The organism is Nitrosomonas sp. Nm132 (genome assembly GCF_900100485.1).
Taxonomy (GTDB): Bacteria; Pseudomonadota; Gammaproteobacteria; order Burkholderiales; family Nitrosomonadaceae; genus Nitrosomonas.
The window spans coordinates 1-21892 of record NZ_FNDH01000023.1; the positions used below are offsets into that span (position 1 = coordinate 1).

Here is a 21892-nt window from a genome sequence, read left to right on the forward strand (position 1 = left end):
CCTCATCATTTATATCCGTTTTGTATGACATCTCTTAGCTTACTATCAAAAAATCCTTGATTCTAATGGAAATCGTTTTGCCAGACAGCTTCTAAAACAGCACAACTGGCACAAGCAGCAAACTCATTAGAAAATCCAATACCACGATGCCACCGCTCGTCAGTGAAGGTAGCATCTTAGCAGCAACACCCCCAGCACTTTTCCAGTGCTCTGCCAAGGCTTGTCTGAGCATGGCCACGTTCAGCTGCAGGTCGATTCCGAGCGTTGTTTTCAGCCAGGGGATCCATTGACTCTTAACGGTTTCAAGGTAATCCGGAGTACGCTCAACCAACCGCATTATCTCCTTCTCAAACAATGGCATCATGACTAAAATCATGGCCGTGAATACACCCAGTGATAAGAGCATGACCAGCACCGTTCCCAAGGTTCGGGAAATTTTTTGGACTGACAGCCATGAGACGAGTGGATTACAGATATAGGCAATAACTGCAGCCAGTAAAAAAGGCGTCAGCATTGGACTCAAAAGATAAATCAGCGCCCCAAATACACCGATCAGAATGATCCACCAAAGATAATGTTGATCCTCAGAGTGTTTAGAGTTCATTTGCGGTAAAATTACACTTTCCGAAAAGTGGCACTCTATCCGTAACCAAGCGAGAACTCAACTTGACTTCATCTAATTCCCAACATCCTAAGCCAGAACAACTATCCTATCGCGATGCCGGCGTAAACATTGATGCAGGCAATCTTCTGGTTGAGAAAATCAAACCTTTTGCCCAACGCACATGGCGCCCGGAGATACTTGCTGGAATCGGAGGTTTCGGTGCACTTTTTGAGGTCCCTCAGAAATACCGCAATCCGGTATTGGTATCTGGAACCGATGGCGTAGGCACCAAATTAAAGGTTGCCTTCCAGTTTAATCAGCACGACAGCATTGGAATCGATCTGGTTGCCATGAGCGTCAATGATATCCTCGTTCAGGGTGCAGAGCCGCTGTTCTTTCTGGATTATTTTGCTTGCGGTAGCTTGAATGTAGATACGGCCACTCGAGTTGTTCAAGGTATTGCGGCAGGCTGTGAACAAGCCGGATGTGCCTTGATTGGCGGAGAAACGGCTGAAATGCCCGGCATGTATCCAGAAGGCGAATATGATCTGGCTGGTTTTGCCGTGGGAATCGTAGAGAAAAGTAGCATCATCAATGGATCTACCATTTCGGAAAACGATATCATTCTAGGAATCGCCTCCAATGGTGCGCATGCCAATGGCTTTTCGTTGATCCGCAAAATTATCGAAAAACATCCTGTTGATTTAAACGCCAAATTAGGGAATAGCACTCTGATAGAAGCCATCATGGCGCCAACCCGTATCTACGTAAAACCTGTACTGGAATTAATCAGAAAATTGCCTGTGAAAGGTCTTGCCCATATTACCGGTGGGGGGCTACTAGAAAACATTCCACGCATTTTGCCTACAGGAATGATGGTCTATATCCAGCAGGATTCCTGGGAAATTCCTCTCTTATTTCATTGGTTGCAACAGCAAGGCAACGTTGCTAATGAAGAAATGTTTCGGGTTTTCAATTGCGGCATAGGAATGGTTTTGGTGGTTGCACCTGAACATGCTGATGAGGCGATGGCCGTTTTACATGCCTGTGGAGAAACTGTCTGGCGAATCGGCCATATCAAGCAACGTCACGCCGACGAGCCAGCCATTTTAATTGCTTAACCAATATAAGTATGATGAAATCACTGGTTATTCTTATTTCTGGTCGCGGTAGCAACATGCAAACGCTACTTGATGCAAAACTCCCAGCTAAGACCATCACCGTAATCAGTAATAATCCAGCTGCAACAGGGCTGGAAATTGCTCGATCGCGTCACATCCAGACTCATGTCGTCGATCATCGCGCTTATCCAGATCGCGAAACGTTCGACGCCGCCCTAGCAGAAAAAATTGATGCCTGCCAACCCGACTTGGTCGCGCTTGCTGGCTTCATGCGCATTCTTGGTGACAGCTTTGCTAGCCATTATCAGAATCGATTGATCAATATTCACCCTTCCTTGCTACCTGCTTTTTCCGGCTTGAACACACACACGCGCGCACTTAAAGAAGGTGTAAAAATCCATGGATGCACGGTACACTTTGTTACTTCGCAACTCGATCATGGACCTATCATTATTCAAGCTGCAGTCCCTGTGCTGCCTGAAGATACCCCTGAAGCTTTGGCTGCGCGTGTTCTCCAGCAAGAACATCGGATTTACCCGCAAGCCGTGCGCTGGTTCTTGGAAGATCGTCTTACGCTTACCAATAGTTGTGTAGAAATTCGGGCGGCAGCCATAGAAAACCATGCTTTATATTCGCCTCCCTTAGATCAATGAAAATTCTCTTCAAACGCATTGATGGCCCCGTTATAAATTTTTGCACGCCTTTAATCAATACGTCATACCTCTTACAGAAAAAAGCTAAACCTCTCACGGATCAGTTTAAGACGTTCTCGAATCATTACCCATCCAATTAATTATGCGCCCAACGCTTGCCCAACTCGACATGGCCACGGTAGCCATACGTACTATATTACCGCTGAGATCCCCCGCCGATACCCTGCTCCGCCTGTTTTTCCGTGATCATTCGATGGCGGGTCAGAATGATCGAGCTGTCATTGCAGAAATAGTGTTCGGTATTTTACGTCACAGATTTTTTCTGGAATGCCTGACTGAGAAAGCAACACCCCGCACTCTGCTTCTGGCTTACCTAGTCAAATTTGAAGGCATAAATTTGCGTGAACTGGCCTCTTTCATTAATGAAAGCGAAGCCAAATGGCTCGCGCACATCAAAGCGATCACATTAGCGTCACAACCGCTTGCTATTCAAGCAGAATTTCCCGAATGGCTCATGGAAAAATTACAAAAATTTTTACCCGATACTGAGATTCTCAGGCTGGGCCAAACATTACAGCATCCTGCTCCCTTAGACTTACGCGTCAACACGCTGTTTGTAAAACGTGACGAGGTGCTCACACTATTAAATCAGAAAGGTATCGAGGCGCACGCTACCCCCTACTCACCTATCGGTATTCGTCTAACTGGCAAACCCACCATTAATAAAGATCCGCTATTTCTTTCTGGAAAAATAGAAGTACAAGATGAAAGTAGTCAGATTCTGGGCTATCTGCTCGCACCCCGGCGGGGTGAAATGGTTGTTGATTTTTGTGCAGGTGCTGGTGGCAAAGCATTGATGCTGGGCGCGCTCATGCACTCCCAGGGCCGCATTTACGCTTTCGATATCTCTGAGAAACGTCTTAACAATCTGAAACCACGTCTCAAACGCTCTGGTTTGTCCAATTTACACCCTCAACGCATCAGCAGTGAAAATGACATTAGGATAAAACGCCTGTACGGAAAAATAGATCGAGTACTCGTTGACGTACCCTGCAGTGGATTAGGGACATTACGCCGCAACCCAGATTTAAAATGGCGGCAAACACCGCAAAGTATCGAGGAATTAAAATACAAACAAGCAACCATCCTTTCTTCTGCTGCCAATCTACTTAAACCAGGCGGCAGACTAGTTTACGCTACCTGCAGCCTACTTCCCGAAGAGAATCAAGAGATTATAGAATCTTTCCTCTCTGGCAATCCTCATTTCATCCGATTAAATTGTGCAAGTCTTCTGGCACAACAGAAAATACCGCTTGACACAGGCGAATACTTGCAGCTATCACCAGCACTTCATCAAACTGATGGCTTCTTTGCCGCAGCTCTAGAGCGAGAAAAGTAACCTGATTTATTTTCTTCGTTAGCACAACGGAATGTCTAATCTACTGACAATCACAATTAATCTTCGGATGAACCAAAGACTTCAGCAGCAGCAGAGGGTTTGCCAATATGATAGCCTTGTGCAAAATCTACCTCCATTTTTTCCAGCAATACCAACACCTCCTCATTTTCAACAAATTCAGCGGTAATTTTCTTACCAAACCCCCTTGCTACGCTGCATAAGGCTTTAACCAATATTAGATCAGCAGGGCTACTCGCCAGATTCCGAACAAATGAGCCATCTATCTTCACAGCATCGACAGGTAACTCTCTCAAATAATAGAAAGATGAAAAACCAACACCAAAATCATCCAGCACAAAACCGCAACCAAGTTCCTTAATTTCTCGAAGCAGGTTTCGTGTTCCAGGTAAATTATCGAGAGCGGCAGTCTCTGTTATTTCAAACATTAAAAGAGTGGGGTCGACACCTTTATCCATAAGCTCCTGTCTAATCACTGGCAGTAATCCTGGATCATTGAACGCATGCGCGGATAAGTTGATTGATAGGCGAATTCGATTACCTGATTTATTGATCTTGGCTGCTTGTGCAATTGCCTTACGCAACACCATATGATCAATCTCATGGATCAACCCGGTATGCTCTGCAGCAGCAATGAAAGCCGCAGGTGAATGAATTGTGCCATCCTTACCGCACATACGCAGCAATACCTCATAATGAGAGATCGTTCTATCAGGTAGCGCCATAATCGGCTGGAAATAAAGCAGATACTTATCATTCAAGTTAGCATACTCGATTTGCTCTTTCCAATGCACAAGCGTATACATTCGCTCTCTCGTTTGATCGTCATTGGAAAACAGATGCCAGGTACCCCGTCCTATTTCCTTGGCCTGATACATAGCAAGATCGGCTGCAGCCAATAGATCGTGCACATTGTTACCATGCTCCGGAAAAAGAGCAATACCGATACTGGCTGCAATTTTATATGTTCTACCATTTACCGTTAACTGCGTCTCACTCAAGCGAAATAGAATTTTCTTTGCGACTTCAATAGCTCCGCTCGCCGTAATTTCTGGCAGAATAACTGCAAACTCATCCCCTCCTAAACGTCCCGTAATATCCGCAGCACGAATTGCATGAGATAGCATGTCTGCAACTATCTTCAGCAAAGAATCGCCAGCTTGGTGCCCACTGGTATCATTAATGTACTTAAATCGATCGAGATCAAAAAATAACAATGCCCCTGGATGTTGGTATCTCTCCGCCCAATTGATCATATGCTCGAGCTCTTCACTGAAACGACGCCGATTATATAGATTCGTCAACGGATCATGATCGGCCAACCATGCCAAATGGCCTTCCACACGCTTGTATTCTGTAATATCCAGACCAACTGAAAGTACTGATGGATCTGTTTCTGATTGCCATGACAACCGGGAATGCAACCAAACGATATGTCTTTTTGAACCATCATTACATAAGGTAATGGCCTCATGCCTCAATTGTTCACGTCGACCAGAATGGATCTCCTCTAAATGCTGGCCAAGATTGTACTGTTCACTGTCAGGTAGCAATATCTCAAGAAAGGGCTTACCTCGAATCTCTTCTTCAGTATAACGCATCAGCATTTCACCATATGCGTTTAACATTATTATCTTACCTTTGACATTCTGGGTCAGCACGATGACCTGAGCTGTATCAAGCAAGTGTGCAATAAAATCTTTTTCTTTGCTTAATTCATCCCGTTGCTGAACAAGCAGCTTTGTACGATAAACGACTTTATCCTCCAGCTTCTCAAGCTTATGAGACAACGTCACTGCAGCTTCATAAAGAAGATCAATCTCATCCTTTAGCCATTGCTTCCTGTTAACAGAAGAAAGCGTAGCGCGGAAGATTCCAAAGCTGCCACCCGCCAAAAGCGGCAAGGTAAATACAATATGCTTAAGCCGTGAGAGTGGCTTAGAAAGAATAGCAAACAATAATATTTCTGAAAAAATTAAACCAATTAGACCGATGATGACTATACGCCAAATAGAATCACGAATCGCTTCAATGGTAGCGGTAATATCAGTAATGACAACCAAATGAGCCTGATCTGTCATGCTGATCCCTTGTAATGGAAACAGTTTTATACGCTGGTAACGTTTATTCCATTCGGTTTGAATGCCCTGCTTCAGTTTGGCCAGATCGGGGTACTCTTCTACCGTTTGATAAAGGATCTCAAGATTCTTATCTCTATTGGTCAATGCTGCCAGGCGTATCTCCCAATCAGGAAACCATACATCATTGTGTTTAATCGTGTATTTTTTTTCTTTTAGAAACAATCCAATATCAGAGCCAAATGTTCGCTTAAAACCTAAGAAAACATCGGCCAGAGAAGCGCCAATAACGATCGTTCCTGTACGAATACCTTCCACCAGAAGCGGCTCGATCGTATACTGTATACAACTTTCTATGCAGATTAATGGATTGGCGGGCTGTTCATATAAATTGACTTCACGAACATGCTTCAAAAGAAGCGTATCTCGATAAATATCCGCTTCAAAGCTATCCCAACCTATCAGGAGCTGATTAGATTGATCATAAAACCTTACCGCTTCAATTCCATCTTGAAGCTGCAATAATTGCCAGTGATGTTCAAATGCATTTGCAATCTGCTCATTATTTTGTGCAGACAAGGCTGCATCCATTCCTTTCAGGAAAGGAATCATTCTGATCAGCTGATGTGAGCTAGATGAAATTTGCTCAATGAGTTTTTCAACCTCTTTGGCATATCGCTGATATTGTAGATCACTTTGTTGATCAATATTATCGATGAAGCGCTGATAATTAATGATGCTGAATGTCGTCACCACTATCAGCAAAATTATGCTGCTGAGTAGCGAAATCTTCCATTTCAGACTAGCAAATCGAGATGATGCGCCATGATCAAACTTAGCAAGCTGAGTGTTTTTTTCCAAAATACTCTGTTTCATGCAGATTTCTGCTTAAAAGCGATAAGAAACCTGGGCAGCAAAGAGATTCCAATGTCGATCGGTAAAAGCAGGATCCGGATTATCCAATGTAGAAAGCCAGGCTGTGCCATTTACGCGATGATACTCGCCGCGTAGCATAATCGCAGGAGTAATGTTCCAACGTAGCCCCACAGTCAAATCCTTAGCAAAGCGACTGTCAGAAGGAAATCCAGTTTTAACATGCCATTCACTGCCATCACGATCTTTTCTATCTGTAAACAGTACATCATACCGCAAGACGGCCTCCCAGGCTGGGCTAAACCGGTAAATACCTTGAAAATAAAAACTTTCACCGGTAAAGCTCTTGTCAACAAGAGGATGAAAGTTCTTCATTTCGATATGCCGCAATGCATATTCCGAAGTAATGCTCCAGTGCTCAGCATTATATTGCGCAGAAAAGATTAATGGAAAGAATTCGATTGAACCTGAGCTCAATCGATCCTTCGCTGCTGGATCATACCCTACATTGACCTGCGCTCCGCTTATTGCCAAACGTAATCGCCCGCCATCTCGCTCATAAATCAGACGCCCTAAATATGATAATCTCGGCGTTAGATCACCTGACTGGTTTTTTCGCAAAATAGCTGCCTCGGTACTTTTATCGTCAACTTGTGGAAAACCCGTTACAAACTGAAGTGTAACGTCACCCCAATCGGAACGAGATTCGCCATATAATTGTATACCATCTGAAGCCAACGCTAAATTACGCGCCCGATCGAAGTAAATCGATTGTGGCAACAAAATACTCGGCCGGGTAAAGGGTACATCGCGAGTTTCATTATAAAAACCAAAAGGGTTTTTGGTTCGCCCTAAACGCACCCCTACTTCTTTAGTCTCAGTCGTGATTGCAGTATAATCGACAAAACCATAATCGATACGAATACCACCTTTACTATCTTCGCCTGTTTGGCGGGATAGTAACTGCCCTGAAAATTGGAGATTCGTCAAGGGTCGATACGAAGCATTCACTCCAATCTCTCTAAAATCGAAACTGCCCCTCCCCCTGGTACTATCGCCAAACACATCATTTCGTGTTGCGGTTGTTTTTATATATCCCTGACTCAAGAAGCCATGAACCTGCAGACCTTTCAGATCTGGTCTTTCTGCCGCATTAATCCATGATGGATGCAATCCAGTCAATAGCATCACCACTCGACTCAAAGAGCCAATCAAAATAATAAGTCTATTCAACATGAACATGAAGGATCTGGATGCTATCATCTATATTTACTCTCTTCAAATAGCCGATAGCGCCCGGGGTCGTGGCGACCCGAACGCGCATTTCTTCTTCGGAACTTACTAGAAAGGGTGCCTGGCCTGTCCCTGAAAAGATAAGCCGATCCCATGCTGAACGTAATTGATAGGGAAAAATATTGAGCTTCTCTTTGGCAAAGAGATTGTGCAACGGCGCATCGTCAGGCAGCACGAACACCCGGATAGGGGAGCCATCCTGCCATGCTCTAAGACGCATGCCAAAAATAGCACGTAATGAGTTTCTGGAAAGGTGTCGTATATTAACGCTGAGATGAACGACTACCTCAACGGAACCACTGGTTTGCGGAGCACTTGCAACGAATGGCGCACTGATCAACAGAAATAGTAGAAAAATACAGCACAAATAATGAACAGTGATGCGTACCGCCATACTGAAAATATGCTAACAAGTTACAATGCTAGTATCAGTATAGGGCACGCCCTGCCGACATCTACATATCGACTTGAAATCTTCGAGATTTGCTGGCCAGACTCTACCATTATCGGTCACCAGTTCCCAGATATCGCGATAATTTGTATACATCCTTTCCAGCACATCAATCAGGCAGACATAATAAGGGCGTCGTTGGCCATGATAATTAACTAATGGGCCGATAGGCTCGAATTGCATGCCATAAAAACCAAATAGCCTATTCAGAGCCGGATCCATTGCTGAAAATAAGTGATAGATATCATATTTAGCACATATTTGAATAATACCAATAGCCAGCCCTAACATCGGATGGGGGAATCGCCTGCGCCCGCTCTCATCAGAGTGCTTTGAAATCTTACCAACTACAAAATGGAAATCATCTTTTCGTCTGAAAAAGTTACGAAGAATAACAAATCTCGAAATCTCAACGGCAGACCGTCGCTGCACGTTCATATTGGTATATGCTGGATAAAATTGCGTATGTAACTCAACAGGAAACTTTTGATTAATATCGAGGGGATTAGATAAAATCAGACGCGTAGTTCCTACAAAAGTATTGGATGGTTTATGTCGTAATAGTAAATGCAAAGAAGAACTGTCATATTCATCACTTTCCAATTCGTCAGGATAACTTGATGCATCAATATCTGGGTATTTATTATCAACACACAAAATTCGATATCTTAGATTAAATACCTTCTTTAATAACGCTGGAGTATCAGCAATAATAATCTCAAAGTATTCATGAAATGCTGTGGTGATATCATTCATGACAATCCTTAGCAAGCAAGCTGGTTAAAACTTTTAATAAATAATTAAGCTAATTTTACTGGTCAGCTTCCAATCCAAATCAATGAACTGATTCGAAGTTTTCCTTTATTTCAAAATAATCAGCATTCGCCAGAAACTCCAGTGCTATCCTATAAAAAAGAGCCTCAACCTATCTATATTCCTTGGAACTAAAAAATATAAAAATCATACTCTTATTCAGGCTCATCTATCCATCGACGAAACTTCACAAGTTAATGTTATTTAAAATAAATTGTCGCCAAAATACGACGAATCATTATTCTCGTCGAAAATATCATGAAATGATGGAAAAATATATATTTAATAAAAAATAAATTAATTGGCATAAAATTGTATCAACGAACTAAATTTATATATTTATTCGTTGCTTGTACCAATGCTCCAACATCATTAACAACCAAATCATGGTACCGTGGTAACTTGCGTGTTCATACAAATATTGTCCAAGCAGTTTATCAATAAAATCAGAGCGAATAATTTTGCGTGACTTCAAATCATTTAAACTATCTGCAGCCAACGTTTGCAATAACTTGTGTTTTTGAAGCCAGATCCCAACAGGAAGACCGAAACCCTGTTTCTGTTTAACAATAATTTCATCCGGTAGAAAATCACGTAACGCTTCTTTAAAGAAATAACGTAGCTTTGTTCCCTTAAGCTTGAGCTGGGGTTCAAGGCGAGCAGAAAAATCTACTATCGCATTATTTAACAAGGGAAAAGAGACATCCATTCCCGTTAGTTCACATGCTTTGATTACTTTAGGCAAATCGTTATCAGCGAGTGTGAATTTCCAGTCAAAAGCAAGCATACGATTTATTAGGCTATGCGCATGCGTCTGATCATAAGTTTGGCGCGATAATACTGAAGGTTGGATGGGGTCTATATTTGCCAGAAATTCACTGGTAAATACGTTCTCATAGTTATAGCGCACCAGCAGATTATAGGCTTCCATTCGCCCAGGCATAGGTATCGATGCTTGCTCAATATAACTACGTGCCTTACGCACGAATTGTAGGCCATTACCTTCTGGAATATTAAGCGCTAGTGGAGTAACAACCTTTTTCCGCAATACTGAAGGCAAATTTTCATAAAGTGAAAATATATATTGTTTTGCATAGCGCACATTGCCACCAAACAGCTCGTCTCCGCCATCACCTCCTAACAAAGTATCAAGACCATCGGCTCTAGCCATGCGTGCGCAATAAAAAGCAGGAATAGCAGAAGCATTACCAAAGGGCTGATCAAAGACAGTCGCAATCTGTGGGATAGCAGTAACGACATCTTCAGGTGTGACATAATATTCATGATGATCTGTTGAAAAATGCCTTGCAGCAATACGCGCATATTCCATTTCATCGTACCCTGTAGCCTCGAATCCAATAGAGTAGGTTCTAGCGGGTTGACCGGTCACTTCTCCCAATATCCCAGCAACCGTCGAGCTATCAGTTCCACCACTCAGAAATGTACCGACTTTTTGGTCTCCTACCGCTTCACTTACACTCGAATGCAGCAAAGACAGAAACTCCTGCTTAAGCTCAATAAATGGTCTCTTTTCTTTTTCCCTAAATTGTACTTGCCAGTATTTCTTAACCTCTATACTTCCTTTCTTATAGCTTAGATATTCACCAGGAAGTAAGCGCTTCTGTCCATGATAGACAGTATCCGGACCCGGTATCATGTGAAAGAAAACATAATTATACAAACCCTGGAGATTGACCTCGGGTGTAGCAAGCGGATGCGCTGCAATAGTATCTGTCGATGAGCCAAACAATAAGCCCTGATGCGATACCTGATAAAAAAGCGGTCGTGTTCCCATCCGGTCAGTTGCTAAAATAGCTTCTTGTAAATTACTATTTAGAATGCAACAAACGAATTCACCGGTGAGATCTTCCAGTATTTTCTCCCCTTTTTTCTGCCATTGATCTGCCAGAATCTTCGCTACTCCCTCAACACCCGCAAGCTGATTCAATTCAGTATTTCGGAATCTAACATATCCCCATAACCCAACTAACCACCCATCTTTTTGGTAAACGTGAGTGTATCGATTGCTCGCAGCAATAATCAGAGCAGCGCTATTTCCAGTCAAGGATCGAGCTTGGCTGCCATCAAATCGAATAAGTGGATAAACCATTCGTTCAATGAGTTGCTGAATCTCATCATCAGTACTGCTATATCCGACCCATCCGCATAATCCGCTCATATTGGTTTCCTCTTTTGATGATCATCGAATGTATATTTTGATTAATCCCGAGCTATAAATAAGCCCAGTTTCTTAAACCCATGCTAAAGAATCTCAGACATCCTATCTAAATAGGATTTAGGTGCGTGACTATCCTGAAAATAAATTATGACAGCCATTCTTTAGAAGAAGCTAGACTAACACCTCTTGCGGAATGGGGTGACTTAGGAAAGCTGTTGGACTTGCTGTCAAGCCATACGCACCAGACTGAAATACGACAATAAAGTCTCCAATGTCCGCCTTGGGCAATTCCATCTCATCGGCCAGCAAATCGAGTGGTGTACATAATGGACCCACTACCGATGCAATTTCTGTTTCAGAAGTTTCTACCTTGTTGCCGACAATCACTGGGTAATTTTTACGGATGACCTGACCAAAGTTGCCTGAAGCAGCAAGATGATGGTGCAATCCACCATCTGTCACCAGAAATACCCGTCCTCTCGACATTTTTTTGTCTAATACACGACATACATAGATACCCGCCTCTGCCACAATGTAGCGTCCCAGTTCAATCACAAACCGCGTTCCAGGAAGTACCAGTTTTCCTTTAGTTAATAAATGCTGCAGATTCTCTCCCACCGCAACGAGATCAAGTGGCATTTCGCCAGGAAAATAAGGCACTCCAAAACCACCTCCGATATTTAATGTGCGAATCGGAACAGGCGAAGCTTGCGCAAGTTGCAAGCCTAACTGTAAAGTCTTTTCGTGAGCATCCTGGATAGCTTCTGCCTTAAGATTCTGTGAGCCACAAAAAATGTGCAACCCTTCTAAATCCAACCCCAGTTTGCCTATACGAATAAGCATAGCGGGAACCCGTTCTGCATCAACACCAAATGGTTTCGCCCCTCCCCCCATTTTCATTCCAGATGCTCTAAGCTCAAAATCTGGATTGACTCGAACAGCAACTTTAGGACAAATACCCATCTGTGCGGCTAGCGTCGCGATACGCTCCAGCTCCCGCTCGGATTCCATGTTAATAACAATCCCTGCGGCAATAGCGCAAGCAAGTTCATGCTCGTTCTTGCCAGGACCGGCAAAACTAATTCTCTCAGGAGGCATTTCCGTATCTAGCGCAATTTTCATCTCTCCGACAGAAGCAACATCAATACCATCCACCAGACCAGCCAAATGCTGAACAACAGCGGGCATAGGATTAGCTTTCATCGCATAGTGAAGATGAATCTCCTCAGGTAGGTAGCGACGCAATAGGTTGACACGCTCAGCAATCAATCGCCTATCATAGGCATAAAAAGGAGTCTGACCAACACGCCGCGCTAGTCGTAAAAGAGAGATGCCCCCTATCTGAAGGCAATTATCGCGAACCGAAAATTGCCTCATGGGGGCATGTTTCGGGCACATGACCGTCATGTGCCTATCGACATAAAAGTATGCTGAAGCTCCTGAGCTATACTTCTACGATCAATTTTGCCATTGGGAGTACGTGGCAAATGATCTTTCCGCAACGTGACCAGGTTCGGCACCATAAAAGCTGGAAGATGCCGCTTGCAGGCTAACAGTAACGCCTCAGGATCCAAATCTACTCCTCCAAGCGGTACCGCCACCACGATAATTGCCTGGCCTAAGGTAGGGTGAGGCACACCTATCGCCGCTGCTTCCACAACACACTCTGTTGAGTAGATAATTTCTTCGATTTCAGTAGGACTGACCCGGTAACCCGAAGTTTTGATCATGTCATCGCGACGACCAACGAAATATAAATAGCCCGCCTCATCCATACGTACCGTATCTCCTGACCATACAGCCATCTCTGGAATAGTCAAACCAGACTGGCGCGGGAGAGGTCTAAAACATTTTTCAGTCTTCTCAGCATCATTCCAGTATCCCATGGACACTAGCGGCCCACGATGCACCAATTCCCCGGGTTCACCTGGCGCACATTGTGAACCATCTTCACGTAACACTAATATTTCAACATTGGGTATAGCCTTGCCAATAGAGTCTGGGCGTCTATCTACTTCCTCAGGTGATAAAAAAGTCGAACGAAACGCTTCTGTCAAACCATACATTAAAAATATACTGGTATTTGGAAGCTTACGACGAAGCTGATCAAGTGCTGCCCGTGGCATTGCTCCTCCTGAATTAGTAATATAGCGAAGCGAGGTAGCCCTCTCCCACTTTAGCTGAGCAAGTTGAATCCATAGGGAAGGAACTGCAGCAAGACCGCTGATGCTTTCTCGTATTACTTCGTCGATGATATCGCGCGGTAATAAATAATTCATCAACACATTGGTTGCGCCAACATAAAAAGCCGTTGCTAGCTGACTCAATCCGTAATCAAAACTGAACGGTAGTACTGATAAAATTCGATCATCCTGATTATTTTTTAGGTATTGGGAAACACTTTTTGCACCGGTTACCAGATTACGATGGGAAAGTACTACTCCTTTAGGTTTGCCTGTACTACCAGAAGTATACAAGATTGCAGCCATGTCACTATCAATACACCGATGGGCATGGATTGATCTTGCCATAGTCAGTGCCTCTTGCCAGAGGATCATATATACACCTGAAATCACTGGAAGATTTTCTGCTGACCCAACTACGATCACTACATGAAGATCATGACACTCCGGCAGAACTGATATGAGCAAATTAAGTCGCTCAATTGAAGTCACCAATATCCTTACGTTACAATTTTTAAGAATATAAGCAACCTGCTCTGCTTTAAGTAACGGATTGATTGGCACAAAAACGCTTCCCGCTGCGGAAGCACCAAACATGGCAATGACTGCTTCAAATCGTTTCTCAAGATAAATAGCAAGACGTTCCCCCCGCCCTAATCCCAAAGCCAGCAGAGCACCTGCAGCAAGTTCAATTTCTCGTGCCAAGGCAGCATAATCCAATCTCTGCTGCTGGTATACAAGTCCCTCCGTATTAACACTACGATTTGCAGTGTTAAAAATCAATTCATGAAAAAGATGAGGCATTTCAGAATTTAAGGCGTAATGGATAACTTATCAATTATCTTCAGATAACGCCACATTACTCATTTCAGACCGTGCCGATTCATTAGGTCATATAAAGTCGGCCGGCTGACACCGAGTAGCTCGGCTGCCTTTGCAATATTACCATCTACTTTTGCAAGCGCCCTAACCAAGGCCTTGCATTCTTCTCTTTCACGAACTTCACGTAAATTCATCGGCTCCATCAGGATTTGAGACTCCTGAAGCTCCAAATCATCCGCACTAATCTGTGGCCCTTCCGCCATAATAACAGCACGTTTTATACGATTTTCCATTTCACGAACATTACCTGGCCAATGGTGAGCCTCAATTGCAGTCAGCGCTTCCTGACTAAAACTCAATGAGTGACGCCCCTCTTTTATGCAAAACTTGTTCTTGAAATGATGCGCTAGCAGCACTGCGTCTCCCACTCGATTGCGCAAGGGAGGAATTCTAATGGAAATCTCACCTAAACGATAAAACAAGTCCTCACGAAAACGACTTTCTTCGATCAATTTCTTGAGATTCTGATGGGTCGCACAGACAACACGCACATCTACCGGAATCTCTTCTCGCCCTCCAATTCGCTCGATCACTCTCTCTTGGAGAAATCGAAGCAATTTTGCCTGCAATGATAGGGGCAGATCGCCTACTTCATCAAGAAAAAAAGTCCCCCCCTGAGCCAGCTCAATTTTCCCCAGCGTCTGTTTAATAGCACCGGTAAAGGCGCCCTTCTCATAACCAAACAGCTCACTTTCCAGCAAAGTTTCAGGAATAGCAGCACAATTTATTGCGACAAACCGTCCTTCTTTCCGAACACTCAGCTCGTGCAGCGCTCTAGCCAAAACTTCCTTACCTGTACCGCTTTCACCAAGCAGCATAACGGTTACATTCGAGGTCGCAACCCTTTCAACGTTACGGCACATTTTAATCATGTCCGGATCGCGCGTAATAATTCCAGAAATTGGAGAATCTAAGTGAGATAGTAGCAGACTGCGATTTTCTCGTTGCAAGCCATACAAATAAAAGGCTCTGTCAACAATTAAACTCAGCATTTTGGGATCATAAGGCTTTTGATGGAAATCATACGCACCTAATTCTATTGCCTTCAGGGCATTTATATGATTCTGATTACCTGTCAGAACAATTACTTTGGTGTCAGGCGCAAGCGCAAGAATCTGTTGCAGCGTGGCCAATCCTTCCGAAGCCCCATCTGGATCGGGTGGCAAACCAAGATCCATGGTTACGACCGCAGGCTCATGTCGACGGACTTGCGCAAGTGCGCTTTCGCGGTCTGTTGCCACGGATACATCGTAAGCATCAAAACTCCAGCGTAATTGTTTCTGCAAACCTGGATCATCTTCGATCACAAGCAATTTTCTTCGACTATCACTTGCTTTCATTTTTTATATAGTGCCTCAACACATTAACAGAATTTGCATTAAAAACGCATAAAGCTAAGTTATTAAGTTATATTGATACCTTGCAAAATAAATTAGAATCCTACTCTGCACAGATTTTCAATAACACCCAAAAACAGTACGCATCATAACAAACTCTGTTTACAAGCAATTTATCAAAATAAGCAAGAAACCCGACTAATTCTAGAAAAACAAGTTAGTTTTAAATATCAAACTAGCTTTCCGGGTGCTCTCGATAAAGTGGTAGCATAACTGAGAAAGTTGTTCCTACCAATTCTTGGCTATCAACAGCAAGTTGTCCTTCAAGCTCGTTAATATATTCTTTGCTCTCGAAAACACCGATGCCCATACCAGCTGCTTTAGTAGACTCAAAAGGCTTAAAAAGCTTTTTCTGAATAAATTGCTCGCTCATGCCATGCCCCGTATCTTCGATTTTTATTACAGCTGAATTATCTTTTCTTGTGAGTCGAACCCAAACCTGCCCATTTTTAGGAGTAGCCTCAATTGCATTCTGAATCAGGTGGCTAAGTACTCTCTCCAGGCGAGAATAATCAGCTTCTACCATCAATCCGGAATCAGTAATTTCAAGCAGAGGCTTTGGCATATTGAACGATTTCCTCTCTATAATTTGCTGTAACAATTGATCAAGGTAAAGAATATTGGATTTTTCCGATTGATTTCCACTGCTTAATTTTTCAAGCAGCCGTTTCATTTTATTCACTGAAAAATTCACTGTTTCAATCATATCTTTCTGAAATTCAGGATTATCTTTATGCTTTTCAGCATTCGAAAGTAATAAAGATAATTGAAAAATCAAGTTTTTGATATCGTGCACGACAAAAGTTGACATGCGATTGAAAGATTCAAACTGACGCGCGATTGAAAGCGCATTGGTAGCTTCGTATTGTGCCAAATAGCTCGCTGCCTGAGTACCCGCAACCCTCAACAAATCCCTAACTTCCCAATTTAAATTGATAGCACTCCTAGGCTCAATCAATATAACAAATCCCAGCAATTCTCGATGCAAAATTAATGGCACAATCAACCGAGATTCTGGAATGTCAGACAACCAATCTGGCAGCACCAAAGCTGAATATTTTTTGGGATCTGCGTGATATTCTCGTAAATCGATAACCCATGCCTTTTCTTCCAGGAATTGACAAAATTTATTCTTAGCTTCGGTAATTTCTTTCTTTAGAGAAATGTTCCAACCCGCAATTAACTGATACCTTCCATTTTCCTGTCTAAACCACAGTCCACCTGCAGGACTTTCCACTAATTGAGCAAGCGCTTTGATCGCACGCGCCCTTAACTCGAGCTCACCCTCCGAAAGAGTTCGTGTAAAACGTAGCCATTCCTCACGATAATCATAGTTATAGCTATAAAAATGCTTACTAATAAATACTTTAAGCCAGGAACGAGTAGTGCCAGAAAACAATAGAATTATAAGAAGCAGTATCGCGCCAGATAAAAAAGTCAACTGTAAAACTGCTCCCCAAGTCCCTCCGGAAAGCCTTAGGTAGTAGCCAACAGCTGCCATTACAAGCAAATATACGGCTGCACCAAATAAGGCAGATGAATAGAACAAAACATGCCGTGATAACGAAATACCCACAGACCACTTTGGGTTACGTGCAGCTGAGAGTGCTATCAAAGGAACGATCAAAGTATTGACCCATCCTCGAGCAATCCATATATCAACATTTATCTTTCTGAACAACAGCGCATCACTTAATAAGTAAAAATCATATACAAAGATACTTCCCATTCCCAAGCAAATAAACTTTATTCCCCAGCGTTGTTCGGGTGACGTATTCCTGTAATACTGCTCAACGAGAATCATGCCAATTACGGCCATTAACAGGCCAGTAAAGAAATTACCAAAAGAACCGGGCAGCTGACCATGTGGGGTAAACTCGATACTATTGCTACTATTAAGAAAAATAATGAATACGAAAAAAATAAGATAAAGCACTGCAATGACCACTACGGCTGGCCTTATTCTCAGGAGAGTAGAATCTTCTTTTCTCGGCTGAAAAGGACCCAGTAAAGTAATCAAAAATATGGACCAACCAGCATGCCGGAAAATTTCCAGGATTTCTATCAAGAAAACAGATGGATAGTCCCAGTATAATTGGCCTGCGATAGCTGCAGCCCAGAAAACAGAAACTAGACAAGCAATCGCCAACAGTAATCCATACAGGCGTCCGCGCCAACTCGTCAGTAAAAGGACAAATAAGAGAAAATAAGCCACAGCTGCTGTCACATAGCCAGCCGTAGCAATTGTCGTCAACATATTATAAGTAATACCCGACTTTACCTCCCGCCTTTACCAAAAAGAACAACACCCACAGTATCTATTAGTATGATGAGATCAAGAAATAAACTATGATTTTTTACATAATACAGATCATATTGCAGTTTCTCGATTGCATCCTCTACTGAAGAACCGTACGGATAGCGTACTTGCGCCCATCCAGTTATTCCAGGTTTAATACTATGCCGCACATTGTAATAGGGCACCTTCTCAGTAAGCATATCGACGAAATAAGGTCTCTCAGGGCGAGGTCCCACAAAACTCATTTCTCCTTTGAGTACATTAATAATCTGAGGAAGCTCATCAATTCTCAATTTGCGGATAATCTTCCCAATCTTAGTGATGCGAGGATCGTCTGCTGCCGCCCATTGCGGCTGACCACCTTTTTCTGCATTATTCCGCATACTGCGAAACTTAATTACCTGGAAGATCTTCCCACCCTTTCCAATTCTTTCCTGCCGATAGAAAATAGGTCTACCGTCTTCAATTAAAATAAGAACCACTGCCAGCAACATGACTGGCAATGAAATAAGCAAGATCATTAAACTTGCGAGTAAATCAAAAATGCGCTTGACCGTAGTTCTAAAAAAGCTTTGATCAAAACCACCACCAAATACTAGCCAGCTTGGGTAAAACGAATCCATACGAATATGACCACGCTCACGCTCAAAGAAGGTAGCGATATCCGTTACCTTTATTCCATGCATCTTACATTCCAGCAATTCCTGAATGGGAAATCCCCCTCCTCGCCGCTCCTGGGTTGCAATGATTATCTCGCTAGCATCACACTGATTCACCAAAGATGCCAGTGAACCCTGTTTTGGCAATACTACCGAAACAGGCACGCGACGATCTTCCCCATAAAATGGAACAAAACCAACAATATTTAGATTACGTAAAATCGAGCTATCTTCTGCTATACTCAAAAGCTCCTCTGCTCCGCTTCCTGTTCCAAGCACTATGGCACGTGATCGAAAAACTTCCAGACCAGGCCATCGAAAAAAGATCATTCGAGTTATAAGAATTAACAATAATGCAAGCGATATCACTATTGCCAATAGGCCACGACCTAGATATAGCTCTGGAAATAGATAAAAAATCAGCGTCATAATCGCAAAACCTATTGCTAAAGATGGCATCAAACGCCACAATGTAGATTCAATATCCAGCTTTGAATCTAGCTGATACATACCCATCGCAGCTATACATGCAATCATTACCAAAGTAAAAACAATGGCTCCCGGTAACTGAGAAAAAAGCAAATCAATGAAGGATGTCTCCAAATAATGAAAACGAATACCAACACCCAGAAAAAAAATAATCATTAGCAAGCATATCTCAATGCTAATAAGTAATACCGTAAATCTAGAAATGTAATGGTTATAAACACGAATCAAAACACCTCTCCTCGTTAAAATTATTTAAGTAACAAAACTTCAATGTGCCTTAGCTCTCCCTAATTACCCAATATTACTTTAAATAAAAAATAGCTAATTACTGATAATATGGCTCGTTTATTGTTATTTTCTAATTTCTAACTGCACTAGTTCGAGGAAAATTACGCTGTATGAGTGACTCACTTTACTAAAGCTGCTTGCGTTTCAATAAATCCCGTATATAGCTACCAGGAATTGCATAGCTTATACCGCTTGGATTACTTAGCGCCGACTCTTTCTTTCCCTTGACAAACACCATATTCACAATACCATACACCTCCCCACTATCTGGATCATAAAGCGGACTGCCACTGCTACCAGGATAAGCTGTTCCATCAAGCTGAAATACTTCGAAGGCTGATTTCTGTAGTTGCCTGATCTTTCCAGCATCAAGCTGTTTAGTATTATGAGCAGGTAATATAATTGGGGTAATCGAAGAGATCGTAGTTCGATGCGTTACTGGATAAAAACCAAGTATCATACCTAGCGGAAATCCCGTAAAAGCAAGCGCTTGCCCCTCACGAATCTTTTCTGCATCGCCTAGCTTTAATGCGGGTAAAGATGCTCCATTGATCCGAAACACAGCCAGATCGTGCTCTTTATCAAGGGCAGCCATTGTTGCGGTCCTAAGTTCGGGATTATTTCCCTTGCCTGTTAATACAACCAATGATTCGTTCCTTGCTGTATCCATTGAATCTGGAACAACATGAGCATTGGTAACAATGTACCGTCCATCGTCAACAACAAAACCAGTCCCCAGGAAATTAACGGGGGGAGAGCGCATTTTTTGGAAAGTACCTACACCCACAATCGACGGCTTAATTCGCTCTATCGTCTGCACGAGATCAGCATTACAAGACTGGGACACGAGCAACATTCCAATCCAAAAGAAAATATAACGTTTAGAAAAGAGAGAATCCCAAAAGATCTGCCATATTCTAGGGCTGAGACTAATATTCATTTATATATCCACTATAACTATAGGATCACTGCCAAGATACAAATCTATTAGTCCCTATAATCCCCCAATGGAATCGAAGCAATTCCCAGACAGTGATAGAGAGATCAATTTGTTAACAGGAATAAATTGGCAGGTGGCACTGGAATCGAACCAATGACTTCTACCGTGTGAAGGTGATACTCTACCGCTGAGCTAGCCGTCTTTATGTAAGCGGATTAAAACATATTACAATTATGGCGGTCAATGCACTTACTGTATAGAGTATACACAGGCCCAGACATTTAACGCCGGGCAGAGATTAAGCCACTAGAATTAATATCACGAACAATAGATAAACACTATATGAAACTAAAGTTTACCAAAATGCATGGACTAGGTAATGATTTCGTGGTCATTGATGGTATCAGTCAATTGATTTCACTTACTCCTGAAAACATTCGCTGGTTGGCTGATCGCCATTTTGGAGTTGGCTGCGATCAGGTGTTAATAGTTGAAAAAGCGAGCGGTAATGCAGATTTCCGTTATCGGATTTTTAATGCCAATGGTAATGAAGTAGAACAGTGCGGGAACGGTGCGCGCTGCTTTGTACGCTTTGTACATGACCAAGGCTTAACTAAAAAGAAAGAAATCTGTGTTGAAACAGCAAGCGGTTTAATCTTCCCAAGACTGGAAGCAAACGGTAAAGTGACCGTCAACATGGGCATTCCTAGATTTGAACCCGCAGATATCCCCTTTGTGGCTGAGAAACGCGCTTTGACCTATCTGCTTGACGTTGACAATAAACAAATAGAGATTAGTGTTGTTTCCATGGGTAATCCTCATGCTGTTCAAATTGTAGCCAATGTAGATGATGCGCCGATATCAACCCAAGGGATTCAGATCGAATCACATGCACGCTTCCCACAACATGTTAATGTTGGTTACATGCAAATCATCGATCGACATCACATCCGATTACGCGTCTTTGAGCGCGATGCCGGAGAAACACTGGCCTGTGGAACAGGTGCCTGCGCTGCTGTGGTCACGGGCATTGAACGCGGTCTACTCGCATCTAAAGTCAAAGTCAGTACCCATGGCGGCGATTTATGGATACAGTGGGAAGGAAAAGACCAATCTGTCTTGATGACTGGACCCGTGAGCACTGTTTTTGAAGGAATTATCGAATTACCATCGAACTAGCCCAAATATTTCATAAATTGGCACGTGCCAATTTATGAAATATTTGGGCTAACATCGGAAAATACCTTCCCAGGTAGTCTTTGATAAAAGACCA

16 protein-coding genes are annotated in these 21892 nt (G+C 42.8%); 4 read left to right on the forward strand and 12 right to left on the reverse strand.

Annotated features, from left to right (window positions below):
- Nucleotides 1-91 precede the first annotated feature (91 nt).
- Nucleotides 92-604: an AI-2E family transporter gene (locus BLP80_RS09315; protein WP_090542581.1), complete on the reverse strand. Its 513-nt coding sequence runs from the start codon at nt 602-604 to the stop codon at nt 92-94.
- Nucleotides 605-666: 62 nt separating this feature from the next.
- Here BLP80_RS09315 and purM point away from each other — a divergent pair, with 62 nt between their 5' ends.
- The 3 genes from purM (at nt 667) to BLP80_RS09330 (ending at nt 3777) form a co-directional block, all read left to right on the forward strand.
- Nucleotides 667-1725 (forward strand): phosphoribosylformylglycinamidine cyclo-ligase, encoded by a 1059-nt coding sequence (gene purM / locus BLP80_RS09320; RefSeq protein ID WP_090542583.1) that lies wholly within the window; start codon nt 667-669, stop codon nt 1723-1725.
- A 14-nt stretch (nt 1726-1739) separates the two neighbouring features.
- On the forward strand, nt 1740-2378 hold the full coding sequence (purN, locus tag BLP80_RS09325; protein ID WP_090542585.1) for a phosphoribosylglycinamide formyltransferase: 639 nt from the start codon (nt 1740-1742) through the stop codon (nt 2376-2378).
- A 142-nt stretch (nt 2379-2520) separates the two neighbouring features.
- Nucleotides 2521-3777, forward strand: coding sequence for an RsmB/NOP family class I SAM-dependent RNA methyltransferase (locus BLP80_RS09330; protein ID WP_090542587.1), 1257 nt, complete (start codon nt 2521-2523; stop codon nt 3775-3777).
- Nucleotides 3778-3833: 56 nt separating this feature from the next.
- On the opposite strand, the gene BLP80_RS09335 is transcribed toward BLP80_RS09330, so the two are convergent.
- From BLP80_RS09335 to BLP80_RS09385, 11 genes are all read right to left on the reverse strand, one after another.
- Complete coding sequence (locus tag BLP80_RS09335; RefSeq protein WP_090542589.1) at nt 3834-6749, reverse strand: bifunctional diguanylate cyclase/phosphodiesterase; 2916 nt, start codon at nt 6747-6749, stop codon at nt 3834-3836.
- 12 nt (nt 6750-6761) lie between these two features.
- On the reverse strand, nt 6762-7982 hold the full coding sequence (locus tag BLP80_RS09340; RefSeq protein WP_218120419.1) for a hypothetical protein: 1221 nt from the start codon (nt 7980-7982) through the stop codon (nt 6762-6764).
- A complete protein-coding gene (locus tag BLP80_RS09345; RefSeq protein WP_176754327.1) occupies nt 7972-8433 on the reverse strand; it encodes a type 2 periplasmic-binding domain-containing protein in 462 nt (153 codons plus the stop codon). The genes BLP80_RS09340 and BLP80_RS09345 overlap by 11 nt, the downstream gene beginning before the upstream one ends.
- Nucleotides 8434-8445: 12 nt before the next feature.
- Nucleotides 8446-9246: a PEP-CTERM/exosortase system-associated acyltransferase gene (locus tag BLP80_RS09350; RefSeq protein WP_090542591.1), complete on the reverse strand. Its 801-nt coding sequence runs from the start codon at nt 9244-9246 to the stop codon at nt 8446-8448.
- Nucleotides 9247-9634: 388 nt separating this feature from the next.
- Entirely contained in the window at nt 9635-11482 is a 1848-nt protein-coding gene (locus BLP80_RS09355) for an asparagine synthetase B family protein (RefSeq protein ID WP_090542592.1), read from the reverse strand.
- 171 nt (nt 11483-11653) lie between these two features.
- A complete protein-coding gene (locus BLP80_RS09360; protein ID WP_371128821.1) occupies nt 11654-12859 on the reverse strand; it encodes a pyridoxal-dependent decarboxylase, exosortase A system-associated in 1206 nt (401 codons plus the stop codon).
- A 26-nt stretch (nt 12860-12885) separates the two neighbouring features.
- Entirely contained in the window at nt 12886-14469 is a 1584-nt protein-coding gene (locus BLP80_RS09365; protein WP_090542596.1) for an acyl-CoA ligase (AMP-forming), exosortase A system-associated, read from the reverse strand.
- 59 nt (nt 14470-14528) lie between these two features.
- Nucleotides 14529-15887 (reverse strand): PEP-CTERM-box response regulator transcription factor, encoded by a 1359-nt coding sequence (gene prsR / locus BLP80_RS09370; protein WP_090542598.1) that lies wholly within the window; start codon nt 15885-15887, stop codon nt 14529-14531.
- A 232-nt stretch (nt 15888-16119) separates the two neighbouring features.
- Nucleotides 16120-18201, reverse strand: a complete 2082-nt coding sequence (gene prsK, locus BLP80_RS09375) for an XrtA/PEP-CTERM system histidine kinase PrsK (protein WP_090542600.1) — start codon at nt 18199-18201, stop codon at nt 16120-16122.
- Nucleotides 18202-18221: 20 nt separating this feature from the next.
- Entirely contained in the window at nt 18222-19619 is a 1398-nt protein-coding gene (locus tag BLP80_RS09380) for a TIGR03013 family XrtA/PEP-CTERM system glycosyltransferase (RefSeq protein WP_256325030.1), read from the reverse strand.
- A 187-nt stretch (nt 19620-19806) separates the two neighbouring features.
- Nucleotides 19807-20535: a S1 family peptidase gene (locus BLP80_RS09385; RefSeq protein WP_176754328.1), complete on the reverse strand. Its 729-nt coding sequence runs from the start codon at nt 20533-20535 to the stop codon at nt 19807-19809.
- Between the two features lie 426 nt (nt 20536-20961).
- Here BLP80_RS09385 and dapF point away from each other — a divergent pair, with 426 nt between their 5' ends.
- Complete coding sequence (dapF, locus tag BLP80_RS09395; protein ID WP_090542605.1) at nt 20962-21798, forward strand: diaminopimelate epimerase; 837 nt, start codon at nt 20962-20964, stop codon at nt 21796-21798.
- The last annotated feature ends 94 nt before the right edge of the window (nt 21799-21892 follow it).